Below are 20,993 nucleotides of genomic sequence, written 5' to 3' on the forward strand. Positions count from 1 at the left end.
CAACCGTCAGGACGATCTGGAGGGAAAGAACAAGAACGTCAGCAGGGAGAACGCCGCGCTCAAGAAGGTGAACGCCGCGCTGAGCAAGGTTCAGCAAGAGGCCGAGGACCCACTCCTCGCCGGGGATCTCGCCGGCGTGCCGGTGGTGCTCGTCGGCATCCGCGGCATCGAGCAGGGACCGGCGGACACGTTGCGCCGGCAGCTCGCGAACGCGGGAGCGCAGTCCCAGGGCACGATCTGGCTGACGCGGAAGCTGCGCCTCGACAGCCAGGGCGACGTCCAGGCCCTCGCGGCCGCGCTCGGCATCGCCTCCGGCAACGCGGCGGACACGCGCAGCCAGGCGTTGAGCGTCATGGCTGACGTGATCGGCGGCAGGGTGAGCGACACGAGCCGGCTGGCTGCGCTGCGCGACGCGGGCTTCGTCGAGATCGAGTCGCCGGCCGCGAGCCCGGCGACTACCACGACGACCGGTGCGGGGCCGTCCACGGCACCTGCGTCGGCCTCCACTCCGCGCGTCGTAGTGATGTCGGGCGCGGGCGCGGAGCTGAGCGACGACGAGGTGGCGATCCCCCTGGTGCGCGCCTTGGCGGGCATCGAGCCCGGAGTCGTCGCGGTCGAGGCGGGGACCGACCAGCCCGGGGGTCGCGAGGTGTTCGTGGGGCCGCTGCGGCGCGACCGTCAGCTGACGCCGACGGTCTCCACGGTCGACGACCTGGAGGCCTTCGCAGGCCGCGCCGCGGTCGTGATGCTCCTGCGTCAGCCCGCCACGACTCCGGCCGGGCACTTCGGCGTGGGCCCACAGGCGCAGCGAGAGCTTCCTCCCCCCGCGCCCGAACCGTGAGCCAGAGCTTCCTGCGTTCGACGGCGGTGATCACCGCAGGGAACGTGGCGGCGCGCCTCACGGGCTTCGTGCGCGTGATCGCGATCGGCGCCGCGCTCGGCACCACCTTTCTCGGGAACACCTACCAGACGGCGAACCTGGTCTCCAACATCCTCTTCGAGCTGCTCGCCGCGGGCCTGCTCTCGTCGGTGCTCGTGCCCACCTTCGTGCGGCTCTTCGACGAGGGACGCGACGAGGAGGCCCAGCACGTGGCCGGTGCGCTGCTGGGCGTCGCCCTGGTCGGCCTCGGTCTCGTGACGGCGGTGGGCCTCGTGGCCCGCCCGTGGATGATGCGCGCGCTCACCGTCGCGGTCAGCGATCACGGTATACGCGACGACGAGGTGCGCCTGGGCTCGTTCTTCCTCATCTTCTTCCTGCCGCAGGTGATGCTCTACGCGGTCGGTGCAATCGCGACCGCGATGCTGCACGGTCGGCGGCGGTTCGCGGCGCCCGCGTTCGCCCCGATGGCCAACAACCTGGTGGTGACGGCGACCATGATCGTATTCGCGGTGCAGCGGCACGCCGGAGGCGAGGAGGGTCCGCCCGGGCTGGGCATCACGGGCTCGCAGCAGGCGGTGCTGGCGGTGGGCACCACCCTGGGCGTGCTGGGCATGGCGATCGTCCCCCTGGTGTCGGTCCGCCGGGCGGGGCTGCGGCTCCGCCCCCGCTGGGACCTCGTGCACCCGCAGGTGCGCGGTCTGGGCAAGCCCGGCCTGTGGGCCGCCGCGTTCCTCGCGCTGAACCAGGTCCTGATCGCGGTGACGCTCGTGCTCGCCAACCACATCGAGGGCGGGGTGGTCGCGTTCCAGATCGCGTTCACGTTCTTCCTGCTGCCGTTCGCGGTGCTCGCCAACCCCATCTTCACCGCGCTCTATCCCAGAATCGCGGCCGAGGCGGCGCGTCGGCACTGGCGCGAGTTCATGGCAACGGTCTCCGGCGGTGTCCGCCTCATCGCCTTCCTGGTGTTGCCCGCCTCCGCGTTGCTCATCGCGATCGGACGGCCCACCCTGCGCGTGGTGCAGCTGGGCTCGCTCGACGCGGCGGGCGCGGGCCTGGTGGCGCGCGTGCTCGCCGCCTACGCGCTGGGACTGGTCGGCTACTCGCTCTTCCAGCACGTGACGCGCGCGAGCTACGCCGCGGGCGACGCCCGCACACCGGCGCTCGTCCACCTCGGCGCGACGACCGGTGGCGTTGCGCTCATGGTCGCCCTGTACGCGTCGGTGTCCGGCTCCGACAAGGTCGTCGTGCTCGGGATCGCCCACTCGGTGGCCATGGTGGGCGCCGCGTCGGTCCTGCTCGTGCTCCTGCGCCGGCGGGTCGGCGAGCGCGTCGCCTGCCTGACCTCGCTGGCGCGCAGCGCCGCAGGCGCGCTCGCGGCCGGCGTGGTGGCGCGGCTCGTGTCCGATGCGGTTGCCCTCGACGGCCGCGGTGGCGCGGCGGCGACGGTGGTGGTGGCCGGCGTGGCGGGCGTCGCCGTCTTCATCGGCATCGCGTGGGCGACTCGGGCGCCCGAGCTGCATGGCCTGCAGCTGCCTCCCGCCACGGTCCCGGAGGGTGTCCCGTGAGGCGCGCACCGGGCCCCCCCGAGGGCCCCATCGTGGCCCTCGTGCCCGCGTACGAGCGCGCTGACTCGGTGGCCGCCACCGTCGTCGCTCTGCGCGCGCTCGAGCGCGTCGATGAGGTCGTGGTGGTCGACGACGGGTCGCGCGATGCCACGGCCGACGTCGCGCGCGACGCGGGCGCGCGGGTCGTGCAGCTTGGCGCCAACGTCGGCAAGGGCGGTGCGGTGGCGGCAGGCATTGCCGCAACCCCGAACGCGCGGGTCTACCTGTTGGTCGACGCCGACGTCGGCGCCACCGCCACCGCAGCGTGCGCGTTGCTCGATCCCGTTCTCGCGGACGAGGTCGACATGACCATCGCCGTGCTCCCGAGCGCAGGCCGACGAGGCGGCCTCGGCCTGGTGCGCAACCTGAGCCGGTGGGGGATCCGCCGCGCGTGCGGCTTCGTGGCCGTCGCACCGTTGTCGGGCCAACGGGCGGTGCGCGCCGACCTGCTGCGAAGCCTCGAGCCGGCCGCCCGCTTCGGGCTCGAGGTCGGCCTCACCATCGACGCGGTCCGACAAGGGGCGCGAGTAGTGGAGGTGCCCGTCGCGCTCGACCATCGCCACACCGGGCGCAGGCTCTCCGGCTTCGCGCACCGGGGCCGTCAAGGCACCGACGTGGTGCGGGCGCTGTGGCCCCGCCTCAGCTCGGCGCACCCGGCGCGGTCCTGATGGGGCTCGCGGGACAGGCACTCGTCGGGTTCCTCGCCGGGCGGCTGCTCTGGGTGCTTCTCCGTCCTGCGTTCACGACAGCGATCACGGTGCGAGAGAACTGGCGCGGACGCGAGGTCGTGACCGCCGCGGGGATCGTCGTGCCGCTGGCGGCGCTGGTCGTCGAGGCGGGGCGCGCGGTTGCCGGCGCCGGCGGCGCGGGGGACGCAGGCGGGCTGACCGGAGTGCGAGCGCTCGTCCTCCTCGCGGCCGTGGGTTTCGGACTGCTGGGCGCGGTCGACGATCTTCTCGGCCACGGTGACGCTCGCGGCTTCCGCGGCCACGTCGCGTCGCTGCTCCGGGGCCGGCTCACGACCGGGGGGATGAAGCTGGTCGGGGGCGCAGCCGTCGCGCTGGTGGTGGTCGCGCCGGTCGCGGGGCAATCGATCGGCCGGCTGCTCGCCGACGGCGCGCTCGTGGCGATGGCCGCCAACCTGGGCAACCTGCTCGATCGGCGGCCCGGACGGGTGATCAAGGTCGCGGGCGTCACGTTCGTGGCCCTGGCCCTCGCCACCGGCGCCGCGCACGCGTTGGGCGGCGTCGCGGTCGTCGTCGGTGCCGCGCTGGCGCTGCTGCTCGACGACCTGCACGAGCGGCTGATGCTCGGTGACGCCGGCGCCAACGTCCTCGGCGCGGTGCTCGGCCTCGGCGTGGTGGTGTCGTGCGCGCCGCGAACCCGGCTCGTCGTGTTGGCGGTCGTGGCCGCGCTCAATCTCTCGAGCGAGGTCGTGTCGTTCAGCCGGGTGATCGACGCGGTCCCACCACTTCGCTTCCTCGACCGTACCGGGCGGCTGCCCTGAGGAGCTCGGGTCGAGCCCACAGCAGCGTGCTCGCGACCCAGAACCCACCGAGCGCGTAACCGGCGACCGTGTCGGTCAACCAGTGCGAGCCCCGATACAGCATGGCCAGGCCGACGGCGAGGTTGGCCGCGACGGCGATGGTCGGGGCTGCCCGCGACCCCCAGTGCGCGCGACCGTCGGCGCGCAGCTTGATCACCACGAGGATCGCGATCATGGTCCACACCGCCGCCGTCTGCGTGGTGTGGCCGGACGGAAAGCTGCGGCCCACGTCGCCCACGAGGTCGAAGGGCTCCGGCCGGCGCACCGCCTTCTTGAGGAAGGAGCCGGAGGTGATGGCCCCGACATAGGCCGCCGACATGACGAACGCCGGCCACCACGACCGGTACCAGCGGCACAGGAGCCAGCCCACGAACATGCCGGTGGGGACCAGGAACTCGACCGCGCCGAAGTACGTGAGGTGCTCCAAGCGGTCGGCCATCGGCGCGTTCGCATGGTCGGCGATGAAGTCGCGCAGCGGCGTGTCGGCGAAGGTGAGCCCCGCATCGGCGACGACGGAGACGAGCAGCGCGAGGAACGTCGTCAGTGACGCGACCGTCGCGACCACGTCCTCGTGACGCGGCGCCAGCTCCGGACGCCGCCAGGCGTGGATCGGCGTGATCAAGTGCTCGCTCACCACAAGGGAGCTGCGCTCCTCCGCTTCGCTTCGGTGCTCGCTCACCGGTGCACCGTCCTCGTCCCTCGGACGCTGCACCGGCCTGCCACAAGGGAGCTGCGCTCCTCCGCTTCGCTTCGGTGCTCGCTCACCGGTGCACCGTCCTCGTCCCTCGGACGCTGCACCGGCCTGCCACAAGGGAGCTGCGCTCCTCCGCTTCGCTTCGGTGCTCGCTCATGGGCAGAGCCATGGTAAGGGGCCTACGCTGTCCGGCCATGAAGGTCACAGGTGTGCAGCACGTCGCGCTCGTCGTCACCGATGTCGATCGGGACGTGCGCTTCTACACGGATGTCCTCGGCTGCGAGGTCGTGACCGAGCGACCCGACTTCGGCCTGCCGGGTGCATGGCTCCGGGCCGGCGACCAGCAGGTGCACCTGGCGCTCTCGCCGGATGCGCCGCCGGACACGCTCCAGCACTTCGCCCTCGAGGTCGACGACCTGCCGGGCGCGATCGACGAGATCCGAGCCGCGGGGTGGAAGATCGACCCGGTGCCCCTGACTCCTGGCGCCGGCCATCAGGCCTTCCTGCGCGATCCGTCGGGCAACCTGATCGAGCTGAACCAGCCGGAGTAGACGCCGCCCCCCGGGGATCGTCCCGGCGGCGGGCCACGCCGCGGTAGGTTGGAATCCCGTGACCAAGCACATCTTCGTGACGGGCGGGGTGGCGAGCAGTCTCGGCAAGGGCCTCACGGCCTCGTCGCTCGGGCGGCTGCTCAAGAGCAGGGGCCTCCGGGTCACGCTGCAGAAGCTCGACCCCTACATCAACGTCGACCCGGGCACGATGAACCCCTTCCAGCACGGTGAGGTGTTCGTCACCGACGACGGCGGCGAGACCGACCTCGACCTGGGTCACTACGAGCGGTTCATCGACGTGAGCCTGCACCGCGACTCCAACGCCACGACCGGCTCGATCTACTCGGCGGTGCTGGCGAAGGAACGCCGGGGCGACTACCTGGGCGACACCGTGCAGGTCATCCCGCACATCACCAACGAGATCAAGGATCGCATCCTGCGGTTGGCGGCCGACGACATCGACGTCGTCATCACCGAGGTGGGCGGCACCGTCGGCGACATCGAGATCCTGCCGTTCCTGGAAGCCATCCGTCAGTTCCGCAAGGAGGTCGGGCGCGAGAACGTGTGCTATGTGCACGTCACGCTCGTGCCGTTCATCGGCCCGTCCGGCGAGCAGAAGACGAAGCCCACGCAGCACTCGGTCACCGAGCTGCGCAGCCGCGGCATCCAACCCGATGCCATCGTGTGCCGCAGCGACCGGCCGATCTCGCCCGCGCTCAAGCGCAAGATCTCCATGCTCTGCGACGTGCCTTCGGAAGCCGTCGTCAGCGCAGTCGACGCCCACAACCTCTACGAGATCCCGCTCGTGCTGCACGAAGAGGGGCTCGACGGCTACGTCTGCGGGCTGTTGCGCTTCGATGGGCCCGAGCACGCGCCCGACCTCGGCAGCTGGGAGGCCCTCGTCCACCGGGTCGACGCCGCGACCACGCCGGTGCGCATCGGCCTCATCGGCAAGTACGTGAACCTCCCGGACGCCTATCTGTCGGTCGTCGAGGCGTGCAAGCACGGCGGCTTCCATCACGGCGCCAAGGTCGAGATCGAGTGGATCCAGGCCGAGGAGGTCGAGGGCCTGCTGGCTGAAGGCCGCCTGCGCGACCTCGACGGCATCGTCATCCCCGGGGGGTTCGGACCGCGTGGCATCGAGGGCAAGATCGCCGCCGCCGGCTACGCGCGCGAGCACGAGATCCCGTGCCTCGGCCTCTGCCTGGGTTTGCACGTGATGACCATCGACTTCGCTCGCAACGTGCTCGGACTCGTGGGCGCCAACAGCTCCGAGTTCGACAACCACTCGCCGCACAAGGTGATCGACCTCATGGACGACCAGCGCGAGGTGGTCGACTACGGCGGCACGATGCGGCTGGGTGTCTACCCGGCCCGGCTCCGGTCGGGGTCGAAGGTGGCGGCGGCCTACGGCGAGCCCATCGTCTACGAGCGGCACCGTCACCGTTACGAGTTCAACAACCGCTACCGCGGCCCAATGGAAGAAGCCGGCCTGCTCTCCACGGGCACGTCTCCCGACGACCGCCTCGTGGAGTTCCTCGAGCTCGCGGGCCATCCCTTCTGGGTCGGCACCCAGGCCCACCCCGAGTTCAAGAGCCGCCCCGATCGCCCCCACCCCCTCTTCCGCGAGTTCGTCGGCGCCGCGCTGAGCCGGGCCGAGGGGCGGGCACCCCGCCTGCTCGACCTCGAGCGCGTTTGAGCGAGCACCGAAGCGCAGCGGAGGCGCGCAGCTCCCATGTGACAGAGCGGTGCAGCGTCCGAGGAACGAGGACGTTGCACCGGTGAGCGGACGCTTCCGCAAGCTCGGCGAGGAGCTCGTGCACCGGGGCTCGCTGATCTCGGTGGCGCGGGCCACCTTCGAGGATCCCGACGGCGGGGAATTCGAGCGCGACGTCGTGCACCATCCCGGCGCGGTGTCGGTGGTGCCTGTCGTCGACGAGGGCACGGCCGTCCTCCTGGTGCGCCAGTACCGCGCCGCGGTCGACCGCGAGCTGCTCGAGATCCCCGCCGGCAAGCGCGACGTCGACGGCGAGCCGGTCGAGCGCACCGCCCGGCGCGAGCTGGAGGAGGAGGTCGGGATGCGGGCCGGACGGCTCGAGAAGCTGGCCGAGTTCTACAACTCGCCCGGCTTCTGCGACGAGCACTCGTTCGTGTTCATGGCGCTCGACCTGGAGGCGTGCGCATCCTCCGCGCAGGGCGTCGAGGAGCGGCACATGACGATCGAACGGATCAGCTTCGACGACGTCACGGGACTCATCGCGAGCGGAGCGCTCATCGACGCCAAGTCGCTCATCGGCTTGTTGCTCGCGCGGGTCGCGCTCGCTTCTTGAGTCGTCGGGCTGCGCCGGGCGTGCCGCTCAGTCGCGCCGCCCTCCCGACGCCGATCGAGGAGTTCCTCTCGTGGCTGGCGGTCGAGCGGGGCCGCTCGACGAACACGCTGGTCGCCTACCGGCGCGACCTGGCGGCATATGTGGAGTTTCTGAACGAGCGCTCGGTGCCCGTCGAACGGGTGAGCGAGCGTGAGGTCGAGGAGTACGTGGCGGTCCTCCGGACGGCGGAACGCGCGCCGGCTTCGGTGGCGCGTGCGCTCGTCGCAGTGCGCTCGTTGCACCGGTTCCTCCTCGACGAGGGCGGGTCGGGGAAGGACCCGACCGACGGCGTCGACGCGCCGCGCGTGCCTGCCGGGCTGCCCAAGGCGCTCGGCGAGGACGACATCGAGGCGCTGTTGGGCGCGGTCGTGGGCGACGACGCGATCGCACGTCGCGATCGCGCCATCCTGGAGACGCTCTACGCGGGTGGGCTGCGCATCTCGGAGCTCGTGGGCCTGTCGCTCGGCGACATCGACCTCGACGAAGGCGTGCTGCGCGCCCGGGGCAAGGGTGACAAGGAGCGCGTCGTGCCCATCGGTCGGCCCGCGTGCGCGGCCCTCGGGGCGTGGCTGTCGGGCTCGGGTCGCGACGCGCTGACACCTGCGCGCTGGGCCCGTCGCGGTGACGCCGAGGCGGTCTTCCTCAACGCGAGGGGTGGGCGCCTCAGCCGTCAGGGCGCGTGGACCGTGGTCCGCCGCCACGGCGACCGGGTCGGCCTCGGCGCCCGCCTCACGCCTCACGTCCTCCGGCACTCGTGCGCCACCCACATGCTCGACCACGGCGCGGACATCCGTGCCGTGCAGGAGCTGCTCGGGCACGCCTCGATCTCGACGACCCAGGTGTACACGCGGGTCACGACGGAGCGACTGCGAAGGGTCTACGACGAGGCTCACCCGCGCGCCCGGCGACCCCACCACAGGTAGAGTTTCGCTCATGCCGAGCGAAGCTGCGTTGGCCGATCTGCGCGCCGCCCTCGACGAGGAGCGGGCGCAGCTTCGCCATCAGCTCGCTGACCTGGGCTTCGGCGACGACGGTGGTCTCGCGTACGACCAGAACTTCGCCGACTCGAGCCAAGTGACGGCGGAGCGGGGAGAGGCAGAGGCCCTGGCCAACTCGCTCAAGGAGACGCTGGCCGAGGTCGAGCACGCCCTGGCCAAGTTCGAGGCGGGCACCTACGGGCTGTGCGAGAACTGCGGCGAGCCCATCCCCCCCGCCCGCCTCGAGGCAAAGCCGGCCGCCCGCTTGTGCATCAACTGCGCGTCTCGTCGGTAACCTCGCGAATCGGGACATGAAGACCGACCGCCGGACGCTCGTCGTCCTCGTCGCCGTTGGGATCGCCGTGCTGTGGGTGTCCCACCTGTCACGCAGCACGTGGATCCGTCTGGCCGTGCTGATCCCTGCCATCATCCTCCACGAGGTGTCGCACGGGGTCGTTGCGCTGGCGTTCGGCGACGACACCGCCAAGAAGGCCGGTCGCCTCACGCTCAACCCGATCGCCCACATCGATCCCCTGGGGAGCATCGGGCTGCCCCTGCTGCTCGCGGTCGCGGGTGCGCCCGTGTTCGGTTGGGCCAAGCCCGTGCCCGTGAACCCCCGCAACCTGCGCAACCCACGTCAGGAGACGCTGCTCGTCAGCCTGGCCGGGCCCGCCACCAACGTCGTGCTCGCGATCGGCGCCGCGCTCGTGTTGCGAACCGCCACCCACTCGTCGCTGCCGATCGATGTCGCGCTCCAGTTCGGCATCATCAACGTGGTCCTCGCCACGTTCAACCTCATCCCCATACCGCCGCTCGACGGGTCCGCCATCATCGAGCGCTTCCTGCCCGCGCACTGGTGGCCGGGCTGGCTGCGTCTGCGCCAGTACTCGTTCGCGATCCTCTTCCTACTGGTGTTCCTGTTGCCAGGGAACTATCTGACCCACCTCTTCAACTTCAGCCTCAACCTGTGGGGACACCTGTGGGGCGCGCGTTTCATCTGATCCGGCGCTTCGTCGGTTCGCTGTGGCCGTTCGGTCCTGACCAGGCCGACGCAGCGTGGGTGGCGGGCACGCTCACCGGTGAGGAGCTCAAGCTGTGGCAGCGGATGAGCCGCGCCGACCGCCGCCACGCCGTGGGCGTGGCCCATCGGGTGGAGCGCGCCCTCGGTCATGAGGCGGGGCGACCGGTGCTGGCCGCCGCCCTGCTGCACGACGTGGGCAAGGTCGCGTCCGGTCTGGGCACGATCGGGCGGGTGCTCGCCACCATGGTGGGGCTCGGGGGTGGCCGGGCGATGGCCGCCGAGTGGAGCAAGGCGGGCGGCATCACCCGGCGGGTGGGGCTGTACCTGCGCCACGACGAGGTGGGCGCGGACATGCTCGCGCTCGCGGGCAGCCACCCGTTGACCGTCACGTGGGCCCGCCAGCACCACCAGAAGTGCGAGGACTGGGCCGTTCCGGCGGCCGTCGGGTCCGCGCTCAAGGCCGCCGACGACGACTGACCCGCGCCTTCCCTCCCTTCTTGGTGTCCGCAACCACCGCGACGGTGGTTGGGCGCGCCAAGAAACGCGCGTGTGACGGCCTCAGTGGCGCCGGCCGCCCAGCGCGTACCAGGCCGTGCCCGCCACGAGCCAGGCGCCGTTGACGACGACCGCGCGGGCGTCGGAACGGAGCGCGTGGCCGGCGACGACGGCCGAGACGGCCGCCTCGTGGGCTGCGAACCAACGGGCACGGCGCTGGCGCACGACCGGCACGTAGCGGGCGATGACGACGATGGCCACGGGGTAGCCGAAGGCGAACAGCGCGATGACCAGGGCGCGCTTCACGCGCGGGGGAGCAGGCCGAGGTTGCGCTGGGCCCGTTCGAGCGTCTCGGCCGCGATGGACTGGGCCTTGGCCGCACCTTTCTCCAGCAGGGCCGCGGTGCCCGCGGCGTCGGACGCCAGCTCGGTGTAGCGCTCCCTGATCGGCCGGAGCATCTCGATGACCGCGTCGGCGGTGTCGGACTTCAGCGGCCCGTACTGCGTGTAGCCGGTGGCCGCCTCCTCGGGTGAGCGGCCGGTGGCCGCGCCGAGGAGCTCGAGCAGCGTCGACACCCCCGGCTTCTCTTCGGGGTCATAGCGGACCTCGTTTCCCGGGTCGGTGACCGCCCGCTTGATCTTGCGGGCCACGCTCTCGGGCGCCTCCAGCAGCAGGACCGTGCCCTGGGGGGACTCTTCGGTCTTCGACATCTTCTTCCGCGGGTCCTGGAGGTCCTTGACGCGCGCGCCCACCGTGGGGATCGCCGCCTGAGGCACGACGAAGGTGTCGCCGTAGCGCGCGTTGAAGCGGACCGCCACGTCGCGCGCCAGCTCGAGGTGCTGCCGCTGGTCGTCGCCCACCGGTACGCGGTCGACGTCGTAGAGGAGGATGTCCGCCGCCATCAGCGCGGGGTAGGTGAAGAGCCCGGCGGACACGCCGTCGCGGTCCTGGGCCTTCTCCTTGAACTGGGTCATGCGGCGCAGCTCGCCGAAGGAGACGGTGCACTCGATGAGCCACGACAGCTCGGTGTGCTCGTGGACGTGGCTCTGGACGAAGAGCGTGCAGACGTCGGGATCGAGGCCCACCGCCATGAGCGACCGGAACAGCTCCAGGGTCAGCGACCGGAGCTCGGCGGGATCGTGGCGCACGGTGAGCGCGTGCAGGTCGACCACGCAGTACAGCGCGTCGAACTCGTGCTGGTCGGTGACCCAGTGACGGAGGGCGCCCACGTAGTTGCCGAGCGTCACCGGGCCGGTCGGTTTGATCCCCGAGAAGACGCGTGACATCGGGTCATGGTATGCGCCGGCGCCTCCTCCCACCCCGGTAATGTGCGCCGGTGGCTCACGTGCCGAACGTCGACGTCGGCCCCGGCTCGAGCTACCTCGTCCACACGCCGGTCTTCGACGGCCCCTTCGATCTCCTGCTGCACCTGATCACCAAGGAGCAGGTCGACCTCTACGAGGTTCCGCTCGCCGGCATCGTCGACGCCTACCTGGCCGAGCTCGAGCACATGGGCCGGATGGACCTCGACACCGCCACCGAGTTCCTGCTCATCGCGGCCACGTTGATCGAGCTGAAGACCCGCCGGCTGCTGCCGGGGCGCGACGACGTCGACATCGACGAGGAGCTCTGGCTGCTCGAGGAGCGCGACCTGCTGCTGTCGCGGCTCCTGGAGTGCAAGACGTTCAAGGACGCCTCGGCCGCGCTCGTGCGCCTCATGTCCAAGGCCGACCGTTCGCTGCCGCGGCTGGCCGGGCTCGAGGAGCGCTTCCTGGCGGTGATGCCCGACCTGCTCGAAGGCGTCACACCCGACGACCTCAGGGGCGCGCTGGTGAAGGTGCTGGCGCCCAAGCCCAGGCCGAAGGTCGACCTCGACCACGTGGCGCCGATCCGCATCAGCGTGCGTGACGCGGTCGAGCAGCTCGTCGGCGAGCTGCCCCGCCTGCGGCGGGTCACGTTCCGCCGTCTCACCGGCCACCTCATCGAGCGCCTCGAGGTGATCGTCCACTTCCTCGCCGTCCTCGAGCTCTACAAGCAGGGCACCGTCGAGCTGCACCAGGTGTCGACGTTCGGCCAGCTCGACATCGAGTGGGTGGGCGAGCGCGGCGACACGGTCCTCGACCCCAGCTTCATCGACGGCATGGACACCTACGATGGCTAGTTCACATGACTGAGCCTTCAGATGACTGAGCCGTCGACCGAAGCCCGCCGGGCCATCGAGGCCATCCTGATGGTGGCGGACGAGCCGCTCGAGCCCCACCTGCTCGCGCAGCTGCTCGAGGTGTCGCCGGCGCGGGTCGAGGAGCTGTGCGCGGAGCTGGTCGACGCGTACGAGGCCGACGAGCGCGGCTTCGTGCTCGTGCGGGTGGCGGGGGGCTACCGCTTCCAGAGCCATCCCGACCTCGCGCCGTACGTCGAGCGCTTCGCGCTCGAGGGTCAGTCGGCGCGCCTGTCGGCCGCGGCGCTGGAGACGCTCGCGATCGTCGCCTACAAGCAACCGGTCTCGCGCGCCCAGGTGGCCGCCATCCGCGGGGTCAACGTCGACGGGGTCATGCGCACGCTGCAGCTGCGGGGCTACGTCGAGGAGATCGGCCGCGATCCCGGTCCGGGGCTCGCCGTCCTCTACGGCACCAGCCGTCTGTTCCTCGAGCGGCTGGGGCTCGACACCGTCGACGATCTCCCTCCGCTGGGTGCGTTCGTGCCCGGTCCCGAGGTGGTCGAGGTGCTCGAACAGGGGTTGCGCACGGGCGACGAGTGAGCGCTCCGCCCCCCGAGCGCCTGCAGAAGGTGCTCGCGCGTGGCGGCTTCGGCAGCCGGCGCACGTGCGAGCTCCTCATCGAGAGCGGCCGGGTGACGGTGAACGGCGAGGTGGCGGCGCTGGGCCGGCGGGTCGACGTCGAGCGCGACAAGGTGGCCGTCGACGACATCCTGGTGTCGACGCGCGCGGGACTGGTGTACTACCTGCTCAACAAGCCGAGCGGGGTGGTGACCACCGCGCACGATCCCGAGGGGCGCCCGACGGTGATCGACCTGTTGCCGCTGGAGCCCCGCGTCTTCCCAGTGGGCCGCCTCGACGCGGACACCGAGGGCCTGCTCGTGCTCACCAACGACGGCGACCTCACCCACCACCTGACCCATCCCTCGTTCGGCGTCGAGAAGGAGTACCTCGCCCAGGTCGACGGTCGTCCCTCGCCCGCGGCGTTGCGGCGCCTGCGCGAGGGTGTCGAGCTCGACGATGGCGTCACCGCGCCCGCGCGCGTCGCACTCGTGCCGCCGCGGACGATAAAGCTCACCATCCACGAGGGCCGCAACCGTCAGGTGCGGCGCATGTGCGCGGCGGTCGGCCATCCCGTGGTGCGCTTGGTGCGGACCCGCGTCGGGCCGATCGCCGAGCGGCGACTGAAGCCGGGGGAGTGGCGTCCGCTCACGCAGGCCGAGGTGCGCGCCCTCGCCCAGGCCGCCGCCGCGCCGGGCCCGCCGCACTAGATTGCCGTTGATGTCCCCAGCCGTCCGCGCGTTACGCGGCGCGACCACGCTCGACGCCGACACCGAGGAGCAGGTCCACCTGCGGGTCAAGGCCCTCGTGGTCGAGATGCTCGAGCGCAACGGCGTGGCCAAGGACGAGATCATCAGCATCTTCTTCACGGCCACCGAAGACGTCCGCTCCGCGTTCCCGGCCACCGCGGCGCGGGCCCTGGGCCTCGGCGACGTGCCCCTTCTCTGCGCCCGCGAGCTCGACGTGCACGGCGGCACGCCCCTCTGCGTCCGGGTGATGATGCACCTCACCACCGACCGCGCCCCACAGGAGCTCCTCCACGTGTACCTCGAGGGTGCCAGGGGTCTGCGTGATGACCTCCCGGGCTGAGGTCGTCGGCACGGGGCTGATCGGAGGTTCCATCGGGCTCGCGCTGCGGGCACGGGGCTGGCACGTCACCGGCCGCGACGTCGACGAGGCTCGTGCCGCACGCGCCCACGACCTGGGGGCGCTCGACGCGGTGGGCCACGATCCCGACGCCGAGCTCACGTTCGTAGCGGTCCCGGTGTCGGCGATCGCGGCAGAGGCCACGCGCGCGGTCGCTGGCGGCAGCGTCGTCACCGACGTCGGCGGGGTGAAGGCCCCGGTCGTGGCGAGCGTGGACCATCCCCGTTTCGTGGGGGGCCACCCCATGGCCGGTTCCGAGCAGGAGGGCGTGGACGGCGCCGATGCCGAGCTCTTCGCCGGGGCCACGTGGGTCCTCACCCCGACGATCGACACCGACCCCCAGGCATACGCGCGCGTGCGGTCGGTCGTGTCGACCTTCGGCGCCGACGTGGTCGCGCTCACGCCGGAGCAGCACGACGCGCTGGTCGCGGTCGTCTCGCACGTACCCCACCTCACGGCGGCAACCTTGATGGGGCTCGCCTCCGAACGAGCCGAGGAGCACGCCGCCCTGCTCCGGCTGGCCGCGGGTGGGTTCCGCGACATGACGCGCGTCGCGTCCGGACACCCCGGCATCTGGCCCGACATCTGTGTCGAGAACCGCGACGCGATCGTCGCCGCCCTCGACACCCTCGTGCATGCGTTGACCGACATGCGCGAGCTCGTGTCGGTGGGTGACCGCACCGCGCTGTTGCGGCTGCTCGAGCGGGCCCGCGCCGCGCGCGTGAACCTGCCGACGCCGGCGGCGCGTCCCGAGGACCTGGCCGAGCTCCGGGTGCCCGTGCCCGACCGGCCGGGCGTGCTGGCGGAGGTCACTACGCTCGCGAGCGAGCTCGGCGTCAACATCCTCGACCTCGAGATCGCGCACTCGGCCGAGGGACCGGGCGGCGTCCTCGTGGTCGTCGTGGAAACGAGCGCGACCGAGCTCGTGCGCGGCGCGCTCGTGGCGCGCGGCTACCGGCCGTCGGTCCGGTCACTCGCATGACCACCTTCACGATCGTCGGAGGCACGCCGCTGCGAGGCACCGTGCGGGTGCCGGGAGACAAGTCGATCTCGCACCGGGCGCTGTTGCTGGGCGCCCTCGCAGAAGGCACGTCGACCGTTCGCAACCTCTCGACGGGAGACGACGTGGCCCGCAGCCGCGCCGCGGTCGAGGCGATGGGCGCACACGTCGAACGCGACGGGAACCGCGAGCGGATCAGCGGCGGGGCGAGCGTGCTGCGCGAGCCCGATCGGGTGCTCGACGTTGGCAACTCCGGCACGAGCATCCGCCTGCTGGCGGGGATGTGCGCGCGCCTGCCCTGGCTGACGGTGCTCGAAGGCGACGCGTCGATCGCCCAGCGCCCGATGGACCGCGTCGCCGAGCCCCTCCGCCGGATGGGTGCCTTCGTCGACGGGCGGGGCGACGGCCGCTACCCGCCACTCGTGGTGCGCGGCGGTCGGCTGCGCGGCATCGAGTACGACGTTCCGATGGCCAGCGCGCAGGTGAAGTCGGCCGTGCTGCTCGCGGGCCTCGGGGCCGCAGGGGAGACGGTTGTTCGGGAGATCTCGCCGACCCGGGCCCACACCGAGGAGATGCTCGCCGCCTGCGGGGCCGACATCGCGGTCGACGGCCTCGAGGTGCGGTTGCGGCCCTCGGAGTTGAAGCCCTTCGAGCTCGACGTCCCCGGGGATCCGTCGCAGGCCGCCTTCTGGGTCGTCGCCGCGTGCACCGTGTCCGGCAGCGACGTCACGGTCGAGGGCGTCTATCTCGGTGCGGCGCGCACGGGGTTCCTCGACGCGCTCCGACGCATGGGTGCCGACATCGAGGTCGACGAGGTGGCCGGCACGGTACGGGCCCGCTCGTCCGAGCTGCGCGCCGCCGACGTCTCGGGGGCGGAGATCCCCGGCCTCGACGAGATCCCCGTGCTGGCCGTCGCGGCTGCCCGCGCCAAGGGAACGACGACATTCACCGGCATCGACGAGCTCGTGATCAAGGAGAGCAACCGTCTCGCCACCATCTCGAGTGAGCTGGCGGCCCTCGGCGGGCGCGTCGAGGGCGGCGGCGACCGCCTGGTCGTGCACGGGCCCTCCGCGATGCGCGGCGGCGCGCTGCGGTCCCACGGCGATCACCGGATCGCGATGGCGATGGCGGTGGCGGCGCTGGGCGCCGACGGCGAGACCACGATCGACGGGTGGGACGCGGTCGCCACCAGCTATCCCGAGTTCGGTCAACACCTGGAGCGGCTTCGTGGTGGGTGACCGTGTGATCGCCATCGACGGGCCCGCGGGATCGGGAAAGTCGACCGTCGCGCAGGCTGTGGCGCGCAAGCTGGGCGTCGCCTATCTCGACACGGGCGCGATGTACCGGTCGGTCACGCACGTGGCGCTCGCGCGTGGCGTCGCGGCTGGCGCACGACCTCGAGATCGAGGTGGGCGACCGTGTCGTCGTCGACGGCGTCGACGTGTCGGAGGCGATCCGGGCACCGGCGGTCAACGGCGCGGTGAGCACCGTCTCCGCCCATCCGGGCGTCCGCCGCGAGCTGGTGGGGCGGCAACGGCTGTGGGCGGGCGCGCACGAAGGGGGAGTGATGGAAGGACGCGACATCGGCACGGTCGTGTTCCCCGACGCGCGGTTGAAGGTCTTCCTCACGGCGGGGGAAGGCGAGCGTGCCCGTCGACGGCGGGACGAAGCCGACGTCGAGCAGCGGGACCGGCTCGACTCGACCCGCCCGGTGTCGCCCCTGAAGGCGGCCGACGACGCCGTCGTCATCGACACCACCGAGCTGACGGTCGACGAGGTCGTCGTCCGCATCCTGGAGCGGCTGTGATCCTCTACCAGGCCGTCCGCACGCTCATCGCCCTCGTCAGCCGCACCTACTGGCGCCTCACCATCGAGGGGCGTGAGAACGTGCCCCCCACCGGTGCGTTCGTGCTGGCGCCCGTGCACCGGTCGTTCATCGACTTCGCGCTCGTCTCCGGCGTCACCCGGCGCCGCATGCGCTACATGGGCAAGGACTCGCTCTGGAAGGTGTCGCTCTTCGGCAAGCTCATCTCCGCGCTGGGCGCGTTCCCGGTTCGGCGCGGCGCCGCGGACCGCGAGGCGCTGCGCCGCAGCATCGAAGTCGTGGAAGGTGGCGAGCCCCTGGTGCTCTTCCCCGAGGGCACCCGACGTTTCGGCCCGACAATCGAGGATCTCTTCGACGGTGCCGCCTACGTGGCCACGCGGGCCGGCGTGCCCATCGTGCCCGTCGGCATCGGCGGCTCCGAGCGCGCCATGCGCAAGGGCGAGCGACTGCCGCGCCCGGTGAAGATCCACATCGTCGTGGGCAAGCCCTTGGACCCGCCGGTGAAGGGTGACGGGCGGGCATCGCGCCGCGCCGTGCACGAGCTCACCGAACAGCTCCACGTCGAGCTGCAGCGTCTCTTCGTGGAGGCCGAGGAGAAGGCGAACGGCTGAGCCTCGAACTGCTGTGCCGTCGAACTGCTGTGCCGTCGAACTGCTGAGCCGGGTCAGAGCGAGTGCGGCGTGGCGAAGACCTCGTTGACGAGGGGCTCGAAGTGCTCGAGCGGCTCGGTGTCGTAGTCCGGGTCGAACGAGATCTGGTCCCATTCGTCGGCGAAGCGCGCCGCGAGGTCGAACCAGGGCTGCCCCCGGTACTGCTCGCGGGCGTCGGGGTCGCCGCCGAAGTGCTGGTAGTAGTGACGCCCCTGGAAGTCCTGGTGGGCGCGGATCATCGAGCAGACCTCGTCGCGCACGTACGGCTTGAGGATCTCGGCGGCGATGGCGGGATGATTGGGCACCGAGATCGCCTTGCCGATGTCGTGGCAGAGCGAGGCCACGACGACCTCGCGGTCCGCGCCGGCCCGCTCGGCGCGGGTGGCTGTCTGCAGGCAGTGGGTGAGCTGGTCGGTGGCGAAGCCGTCGGTGATCTCACCGAGCGACCTCAGCAGGCGCAACACCAGCTCGCCGCCGTGCTGCTGGCGCTTCATCGTCTCGGCACCGATGTGGGCCCACTGCTCCTGCGTCGACTCGTCCATCCGCGTGAAGGTCTGCGTCATGGCGTCATTCTCCTCTCTAGGGAGCGAGCGCGTCGAGGACGTCGCTCGCTGCCACCTGGCGGTCGTCGGCGAAGGCCATCGTCGTGGGCACGGCGGCCGCCAGCGTGGCCCGTACCGCGGTGTCGAGCGCGCTCAGCAGCTCGCGCAGCTCGCGCGGCGGCGGGAAGTACTCGTCCTCGTCGGTCACGGTGACGACCTCGACACCGTTGGCCGGGTTCAGGCGGTCGATGACCGCCCGCACGAGCTCCTCGGGAGCCGACGCCCCCGCGGTCACGCCGACGGTGCCCTCGAGGTCGTCGGGCAGCTCGTCGGCGCCGTTCACGCGGTAGACCCGGGCGCATCCGGCGCCTCTGGCGACCTTCTCGAGCGCAACCGTGTTGGAGGAGTTCGCCGAGCCGATGACGACGATGGCGTCGGCGTGGCGCGCGATCTCGGTGAGGGCCGACTGCCGGTTGGTCGTGGCGAAGCACAGATCGCTGCGTCCGGGCATCCAGAGGTCGGGGAAGCGCTCGCGCGTCGCCGCCAGCACCCCCGCCCAGTCGTGATGGCTCAGGGTGGTCTGTGCGAGCAGGGCGACCGGGCCGGAGATCCCGTCGAGGGTGGCCACGTCGTCGTCGGACTCGACGAGGTGGATGGCGCCCGGCGCCACCGCCATCGTTCCGATCGCCTCGTCGTGGCCCTCGTGGCCGACATAGACGATGGAGTAGCCCTTGCCCGCCCGCACCTTCACCTCGTGGTGCACCTTGGTCACCAGGGGACAGACCGCGTCGACGACGAACCCGCCGTTGGCGCGCGCGGCCGCGACGACCTCGGGAGCCGAGCCGTGCGCGCTGAGCATCAGTGGCGCGCCCTCGGGCACGTCGGCGATGTCGTCGACGAACACCACGCCGAGGTCACGGAAGCGATCGACGACGAGGCGGTTGTGCACGATCTCGTGGTAGCAGTACACGGGCGGCTCGAAGACGCGGATCATCCACGCCAGTGCCTTGATGGCCATCTCGACGCCTGCGCAGAAGCCCCGCGGCGCGGCGAGCAGGACCTTTTCGACGCTCATCGTCGACGAAACCGTCTGGCTGCGCTCCATCTGAGGTGAGGCTACCCGGGAGCGCGCCCTATCCTGTCCGCATGTCCCCTCCGACCGTGGTCGCCGTCGCGCCTGCATCGCCGGGCGCCCGGGCCGGGTTGCAACCGGGCGACGAGATCCTGAGCATCGACGGCGAACGCCCGCGCGACGTCATCCAGTGGCGGTTGCTGACCGACGAGCCCGACCTCTCGCTGGAGGTGCGTCGGGGTGGGCTCGACTTCGAGCTCGGCGTGCCGAAGGCGGCGGGCGAGCCGCTGGGTGCAGAGGTGCACTCGGCCTTGTTCGACGCGGTGCGTACGTGCGACAACCACTGTGAGTTCTGCTTCATCTACCAGCTGCCCCCGGGGCTGCGACCGAGCCTGTACCTGAAGGACGACGATTACCGCTTGTCGTTCCTGTACGGGAATTTCACGACGCTCACGCGTTTCACCGAGCTCGACCTCGAGCGCGTGGTGAGCGAGCGCTTGAGCCCGCTCAACGTGAGCATCCACGCGACCGACCCCGACGTGCGGGCCAGGATGCTGCGCAACCGACGGGGAGCCACCAGCCTGCGTTGGCTGCGCGCCCTGCTCGACCACGACATCGAGGTGCACGGCCAGGTCGTGGTGTGTCCCGGCGTGAACGACGGTCGCGTGCTCGACGACACGCTGACGGGCGTGCTCGACGAGTACCCCGAGCTGGCGTCGTTGTGCGTCGTGCCCCTCGGTGTGAGTCGCCACTCCCACGAGGCGGCGATGCGGCCCCACACCCGCGACGAGGCTGCGGCCGTGGTCGACGCGGTCGAGCGGTCGCAGACGATGTTCCACCGCGCCGTCGGTCGCCGTCTCGCCTTCGCCGCCGACGAGTACTACCTGCTGGCCGGCCGCCCCTTCCCGCCCGCGGCGACCTACGAGGGCTTCCCTATGCACGAGGACGGCATCGGCATGGCGCGCGCCTTCGAGGCCGAGCTGTTCGGTGAGGTCGACGAGCCCATCGGCGTCCAGCCCGGGTTCTTCGCATGGGTCGACGGCGCGCCGGCCACGGGTTACCGGGCGCCCCGTCGCGGTGACGAGCCGGAGGTCGGCCGACGGAGAGCGCCGGTCGCGGTCATCACCGGCGAGTACGGCGCTCGCGTCCTCGTGCCGCTGCTCGCCCGGCTCGGACGCGACGACGTGCGGGTGGTGCCGGTGCGCAACGAGTTCTTCGGCGGCAACATCGCGGTGACGGGCCTGCTGGTGGGGTCCGACGTGGCGCGCACGCTCGCGTCGGAGCCGAGCGGCGCGCGTTACCTCCTGCCCGACGTCTGCCTGTCCAACGGCCGGTTCCTCGACGGCACCCGCCCGGCCGACCTCCCGCGGGCGGTCGAGATCGTCGCCACCGACGGCGTGGCCCTGCGCCGCGCCATCGAGCGCTGAGCCCGATGGCCGACCCGGTCGGGGCCCTTCCCGTCGTCGCCGTGGTCGGACGGCCCAACGTGGGCAAGTCCACGCTCGTCAACCGGATGCTCGGGCGGCGCGAGACGATCGTCGAGGAGCACCCGGGTGTCACCCGTGACCGCAAGACGGTCGAGGCCGAATGGCGCGGCCGGCGGTTCACCATCATCGACACCGGGGGCTGGCTCGACAGTGAGGAGTCGCTCGATGCCAAGGTGAGCGCGCAGGCCGAGCGGGCCATCGCCGCGGCTGACCTGATCGTGTTCGTCGTCGACGTCACCATCGGCATCACCGACGACGACGACCGGGTGGCCGCGCTCCTGCGCGCCCATCATGCCTCGCGTGTGTTGGTCGTGGTCAACAAGGTCGACAACGACGTGCGTGAAGTGGACGCGTGGTG

Annotated in this window: 24 protein-coding genes and 2 pseudogenes (1 of these 26 running past the window's edge); 21 read left to right on the forward strand and 5 right to left on the reverse strand. The window is 71.6% G+C overall.

Translation table 11 applies throughout. The annotated features are described in order from the left end of the window. The 4 genes from E6G06_14760 to E6G06_14775 form a co-directional block, all read left to right on the forward strand. The coding region (locus E6G06_14760; protein TML89161.1) for a hypothetical protein at window positions 1–841 on the forward strand (841 nt) is incomplete at its 5' end. Next, window positions 838–2,445, forward strand: a complete 1,608-nt coding sequence (locus E6G06_14765) for a hypothetical protein (GenBank protein ID TML89162.1) — start codon at window positions 838–840, stop codon at window positions 2,443–2,445. The genes E6G06_14760 and E6G06_14765, both read left to right, overlap by 4 nt. 29 nt (window positions 2,446–2,474) lie before the next feature. After that, entirely contained in the window at window positions 2,475–3,152 is a 678-nt protein-coding gene (locus tag E6G06_14770; GenBank protein ID TML89200.1) for a glycosyltransferase, read from the forward strand. Continuing rightward, complete coding sequence (locus E6G06_14775) at window positions 3,113–3,991, forward strand: hypothetical protein (GenBank protein TML89163.1); 879 nt, start codon at window positions 3,113–3,115, stop codon at window positions 3,989–3,991. Before E6G06_14770 ends, E6G06_14775 begins: the two co-directional genes overlap by 40 nt. Here E6G06_14775 and E6G06_14780 read toward each other — a convergent pair. Continuing rightward, a complete protein-coding gene (locus E6G06_14780) occupies window positions 3,927–4,709 on the reverse strand; it encodes a phosphatase PAP2 family protein (protein ID TML89164.1) in 783 nt (260 codons plus the stop codon). The two genes, E6G06_14775 and E6G06_14780, sit on opposite strands and share 65 nt — an antisense overlap. A gap of 209 nt (window positions 4,710–4,918) precedes the next feature. Here E6G06_14780 and E6G06_14785 point away from each other — a divergent pair, with 209 nt between their 5' ends. From E6G06_14785 to E6G06_14815, 7 genes are read left to right on the forward strand one after another with little or no spacing between them, the layout of a single operon-like run. Further along, window positions 4,919–5,275: a lactoylglutathione lyase gene (locus tag E6G06_14785; GenBank protein TML89165.1), complete on the forward strand. Its 357-nt coding sequence runs from the start codon at window positions 4,919–4,921 to the stop codon at window positions 5,273–5,275. 58 nt (window positions 5,276–5,333) lie between these two features. Then, on the forward strand, window positions 5,334–6,974 hold the full coding sequence (locus E6G06_14790; protein ID TML89166.1) for a CTP synthase: 1,641 nt from the start codon (window positions 5,334–5,336) through the stop codon (window positions 6,972–6,974). Between the two features lie 49 nt (window positions 6,975–7,023). Beyond that, a complete protein-coding gene (locus E6G06_14795; GenBank protein ID TML89167.1) occupies window positions 7,024–7,605 on the forward strand; it encodes an NUDIX hydrolase in 582 nt (193 codons plus the stop codon). Further along, window positions 7,602–8,567, forward strand: coding sequence for a site-specific tyrosine recombinase XerD (gene xerD, locus E6G06_14800; protein ID TML89168.1), 966 nt, complete (start codon window positions 7,602–7,604; stop codon window positions 8,565–8,567). The genes E6G06_14795 and xerD overlap by 4 nt, the downstream gene beginning before the upstream one ends. A gap of 10 nt (window positions 8,568–8,577) precedes the next feature. After that, complete coding sequence (locus E6G06_14805) at window positions 8,578–8,916, forward strand: TraR/DksA family transcriptional regulator (GenBank protein ID TML89169.1); 339 nt, start codon at window positions 8,578–8,580, stop codon at window positions 8,914–8,916. 16 nt (window positions 8,917–8,932) lie between these two features. Then, window positions 8,933–9,622 carry a site-2 protease family protein gene (locus E6G06_14810; GenBank protein TML89170.1) on the forward strand — a complete coding sequence of 230 codons (690 nt, stop codon included), beginning with the start codon at window positions 8,933–8,935 and terminating at the stop codon, window positions 9,620–9,622. Beyond that, a complete protein-coding gene (locus E6G06_14815; GenBank protein ID TML89171.1) occupies window positions 9,589–10,119 on the forward strand; it encodes a hypothetical protein in 531 nt (176 codons plus the stop codon). Before E6G06_14810 ends, E6G06_14815 begins: the two co-directional genes overlap by 34 nt. A gap of 81 nt (window positions 10,120–10,200) precedes the next feature. On the opposite strand, the gene E6G06_14820 is transcribed toward E6G06_14815, so the two are convergent. Both E6G06_14820 and trpS read right to left on the reverse strand, forming a co-directional pair. After that, the gene (locus tag E6G06_14820) at window positions 10,201–10,443 is read right to left on the reverse strand and encodes a hypothetical protein (protein TML89172.1); all 243 of its coding nucleotides are present in this window, start codon (window positions 10,441–10,443) and stop codon (window positions 10,201–10,203) included. After that, on the reverse strand, window positions 10,440–11,423 hold the full coding sequence (gene trpS, locus E6G06_14825; protein TML89173.1) for a tryptophan--tRNA ligase: 984 nt from the start codon (window positions 11,421–11,423) through the stop codon (window positions 10,440–10,442). The genes E6G06_14820 and trpS overlap by 4 nt, the downstream gene beginning before the upstream one ends. Window positions 11,424–11,482: 59 nt before the next feature. On the opposite strand from trpS, the gene E6G06_14830 reads away from it, so the two are divergent. From E6G06_14830 to E6G06_14865, 8 genes and pseudogenes are all read left to right on the forward strand, one after another. Continuing rightward, window positions 11,483–12,298 (forward strand): segregation/condensation protein A, encoded by an 816-nt coding sequence (locus E6G06_14830; protein ID TML89201.1) that lies wholly within the window; start codon window positions 11,483–11,485, stop codon window positions 12,296–12,298. A 21-nt stretch (window positions 12,299–12,319) separates the two neighbouring features. After that, on the forward strand, window positions 12,320–12,895 hold the full coding sequence (scpB, locus tag E6G06_14835; GenBank protein TML89174.1) for an SMC-Scp complex subunit ScpB: 576 nt from the start codon (window positions 12,320–12,322) through the stop codon (window positions 12,893–12,895). Window positions 12,896–12,915: 20 nt separating this feature from the next. After that, window positions 12,916–13,623, forward strand: a complete 708-nt coding sequence (locus E6G06_14840) for an rRNA pseudouridine synthase (protein ID TML89202.1) — start codon at window positions 12,916–12,918, stop codon at window positions 13,621–13,623. Window positions 13,624–13,633: 10 nt separating this feature from the next. Then, entirely contained in the window at window positions 13,634–14,002 is a 369-nt protein-coding gene (gene aroH, locus E6G06_14845) for a chorismate mutase (GenBank protein TML89175.1), read from the forward strand. Further along, complete coding sequence (locus E6G06_14850; GenBank protein TML89176.1) at window positions 13,986–15,041, forward strand: prephenate dehydrogenase/arogenate dehydrogenase family protein; 1,056 nt, start codon at window positions 13,986–13,988, stop codon at window positions 15,039–15,041. Before aroH ends, E6G06_14850 begins: the two co-directional genes overlap by 17 nt. Continuing rightward, the gene (aroA, locus tag E6G06_14855) at window positions 15,038–16,297 is read left to right on the forward strand and encodes a 3-phosphoshikimate 1-carboxyvinyltransferase (GenBank protein TML89177.1); all 1,260 of its coding nucleotides are present in this window, start codon (window positions 15,038–15,040) and stop codon (window positions 16,295–16,297) included. Before E6G06_14850 ends, aroA begins: the two co-directional genes overlap by 4 nt. Further along, window positions 16,287–16,866 (forward strand): annotated as a pseudogene (gene cmk / locus E6G06_14860) ((d)CMP kinase). Before aroA ends, cmk begins: the two are co-directional and overlap by 11 nt. Continuing rightward, window positions 16,863–17,495: a 1-acyl-sn-glycerol-3-phosphate acyltransferase gene (locus E6G06_14865; GenBank protein TML89178.1), complete on the forward strand. Its 633-nt coding sequence runs from the start codon at window positions 16,863–16,865 to the stop codon at window positions 17,493–17,495. Before cmk ends, E6G06_14865 begins: the two are co-directional and overlap by 4 nt. A 53-nt stretch (window positions 17,496–17,548) precedes the next feature. On the opposite strand, the gene E6G06_14870 is transcribed toward E6G06_14865, so the two are convergent. After that, window positions 17,549–18,097 carry an HD domain-containing protein gene (locus E6G06_14870; protein TML89179.1) on the reverse strand — a complete coding sequence of 183 codons (549 nt, stop codon included), beginning with the start codon at window positions 18,095–18,097 and terminating at the stop codon, window positions 17,549–17,551. Window positions 18,098–18,113: 16 nt separating this feature from the next. Next, window positions 18,114–19,151, reverse strand: a complete 1,038-nt coding sequence (gene ispH, locus E6G06_14875) for a 4-hydroxy-3-methylbut-2-enyl diphosphate reductase (GenBank protein TML89203.1) — start codon at window positions 19,149–19,151, stop codon at window positions 18,114–18,116. A gap of 71 nt (window positions 19,152–19,222) precedes the next feature. On the opposite strand from ispH, the gene E6G06_14880 reads away from it, so the two are divergent. Next, on the forward strand, window positions 19,223–20,575 hold the full coding sequence (locus tag E6G06_14880; GenBank protein ID TML89180.1) for a DUF512 domain-containing protein: 1,353 nt from the start codon (window positions 19,223–19,225) through the stop codon (window positions 20,573–20,575). A gap of 5 nt (window positions 20,576–20,580) precedes the next feature. Then, window positions 20,581–20,993, forward strand: a pseudogene (gene der, locus E6G06_14885) (ribosome biogenesis GTPase Der); it runs 854 nt beyond the window's last position.

The organism is Actinomycetota bacterium, assembly GCA_005888325.1.
In the GTDB taxonomy this organism is placed as follows: Bacteria; Actinomycetota; Acidimicrobiia; order Acidimicrobiales; family AC-14; genus AC-14.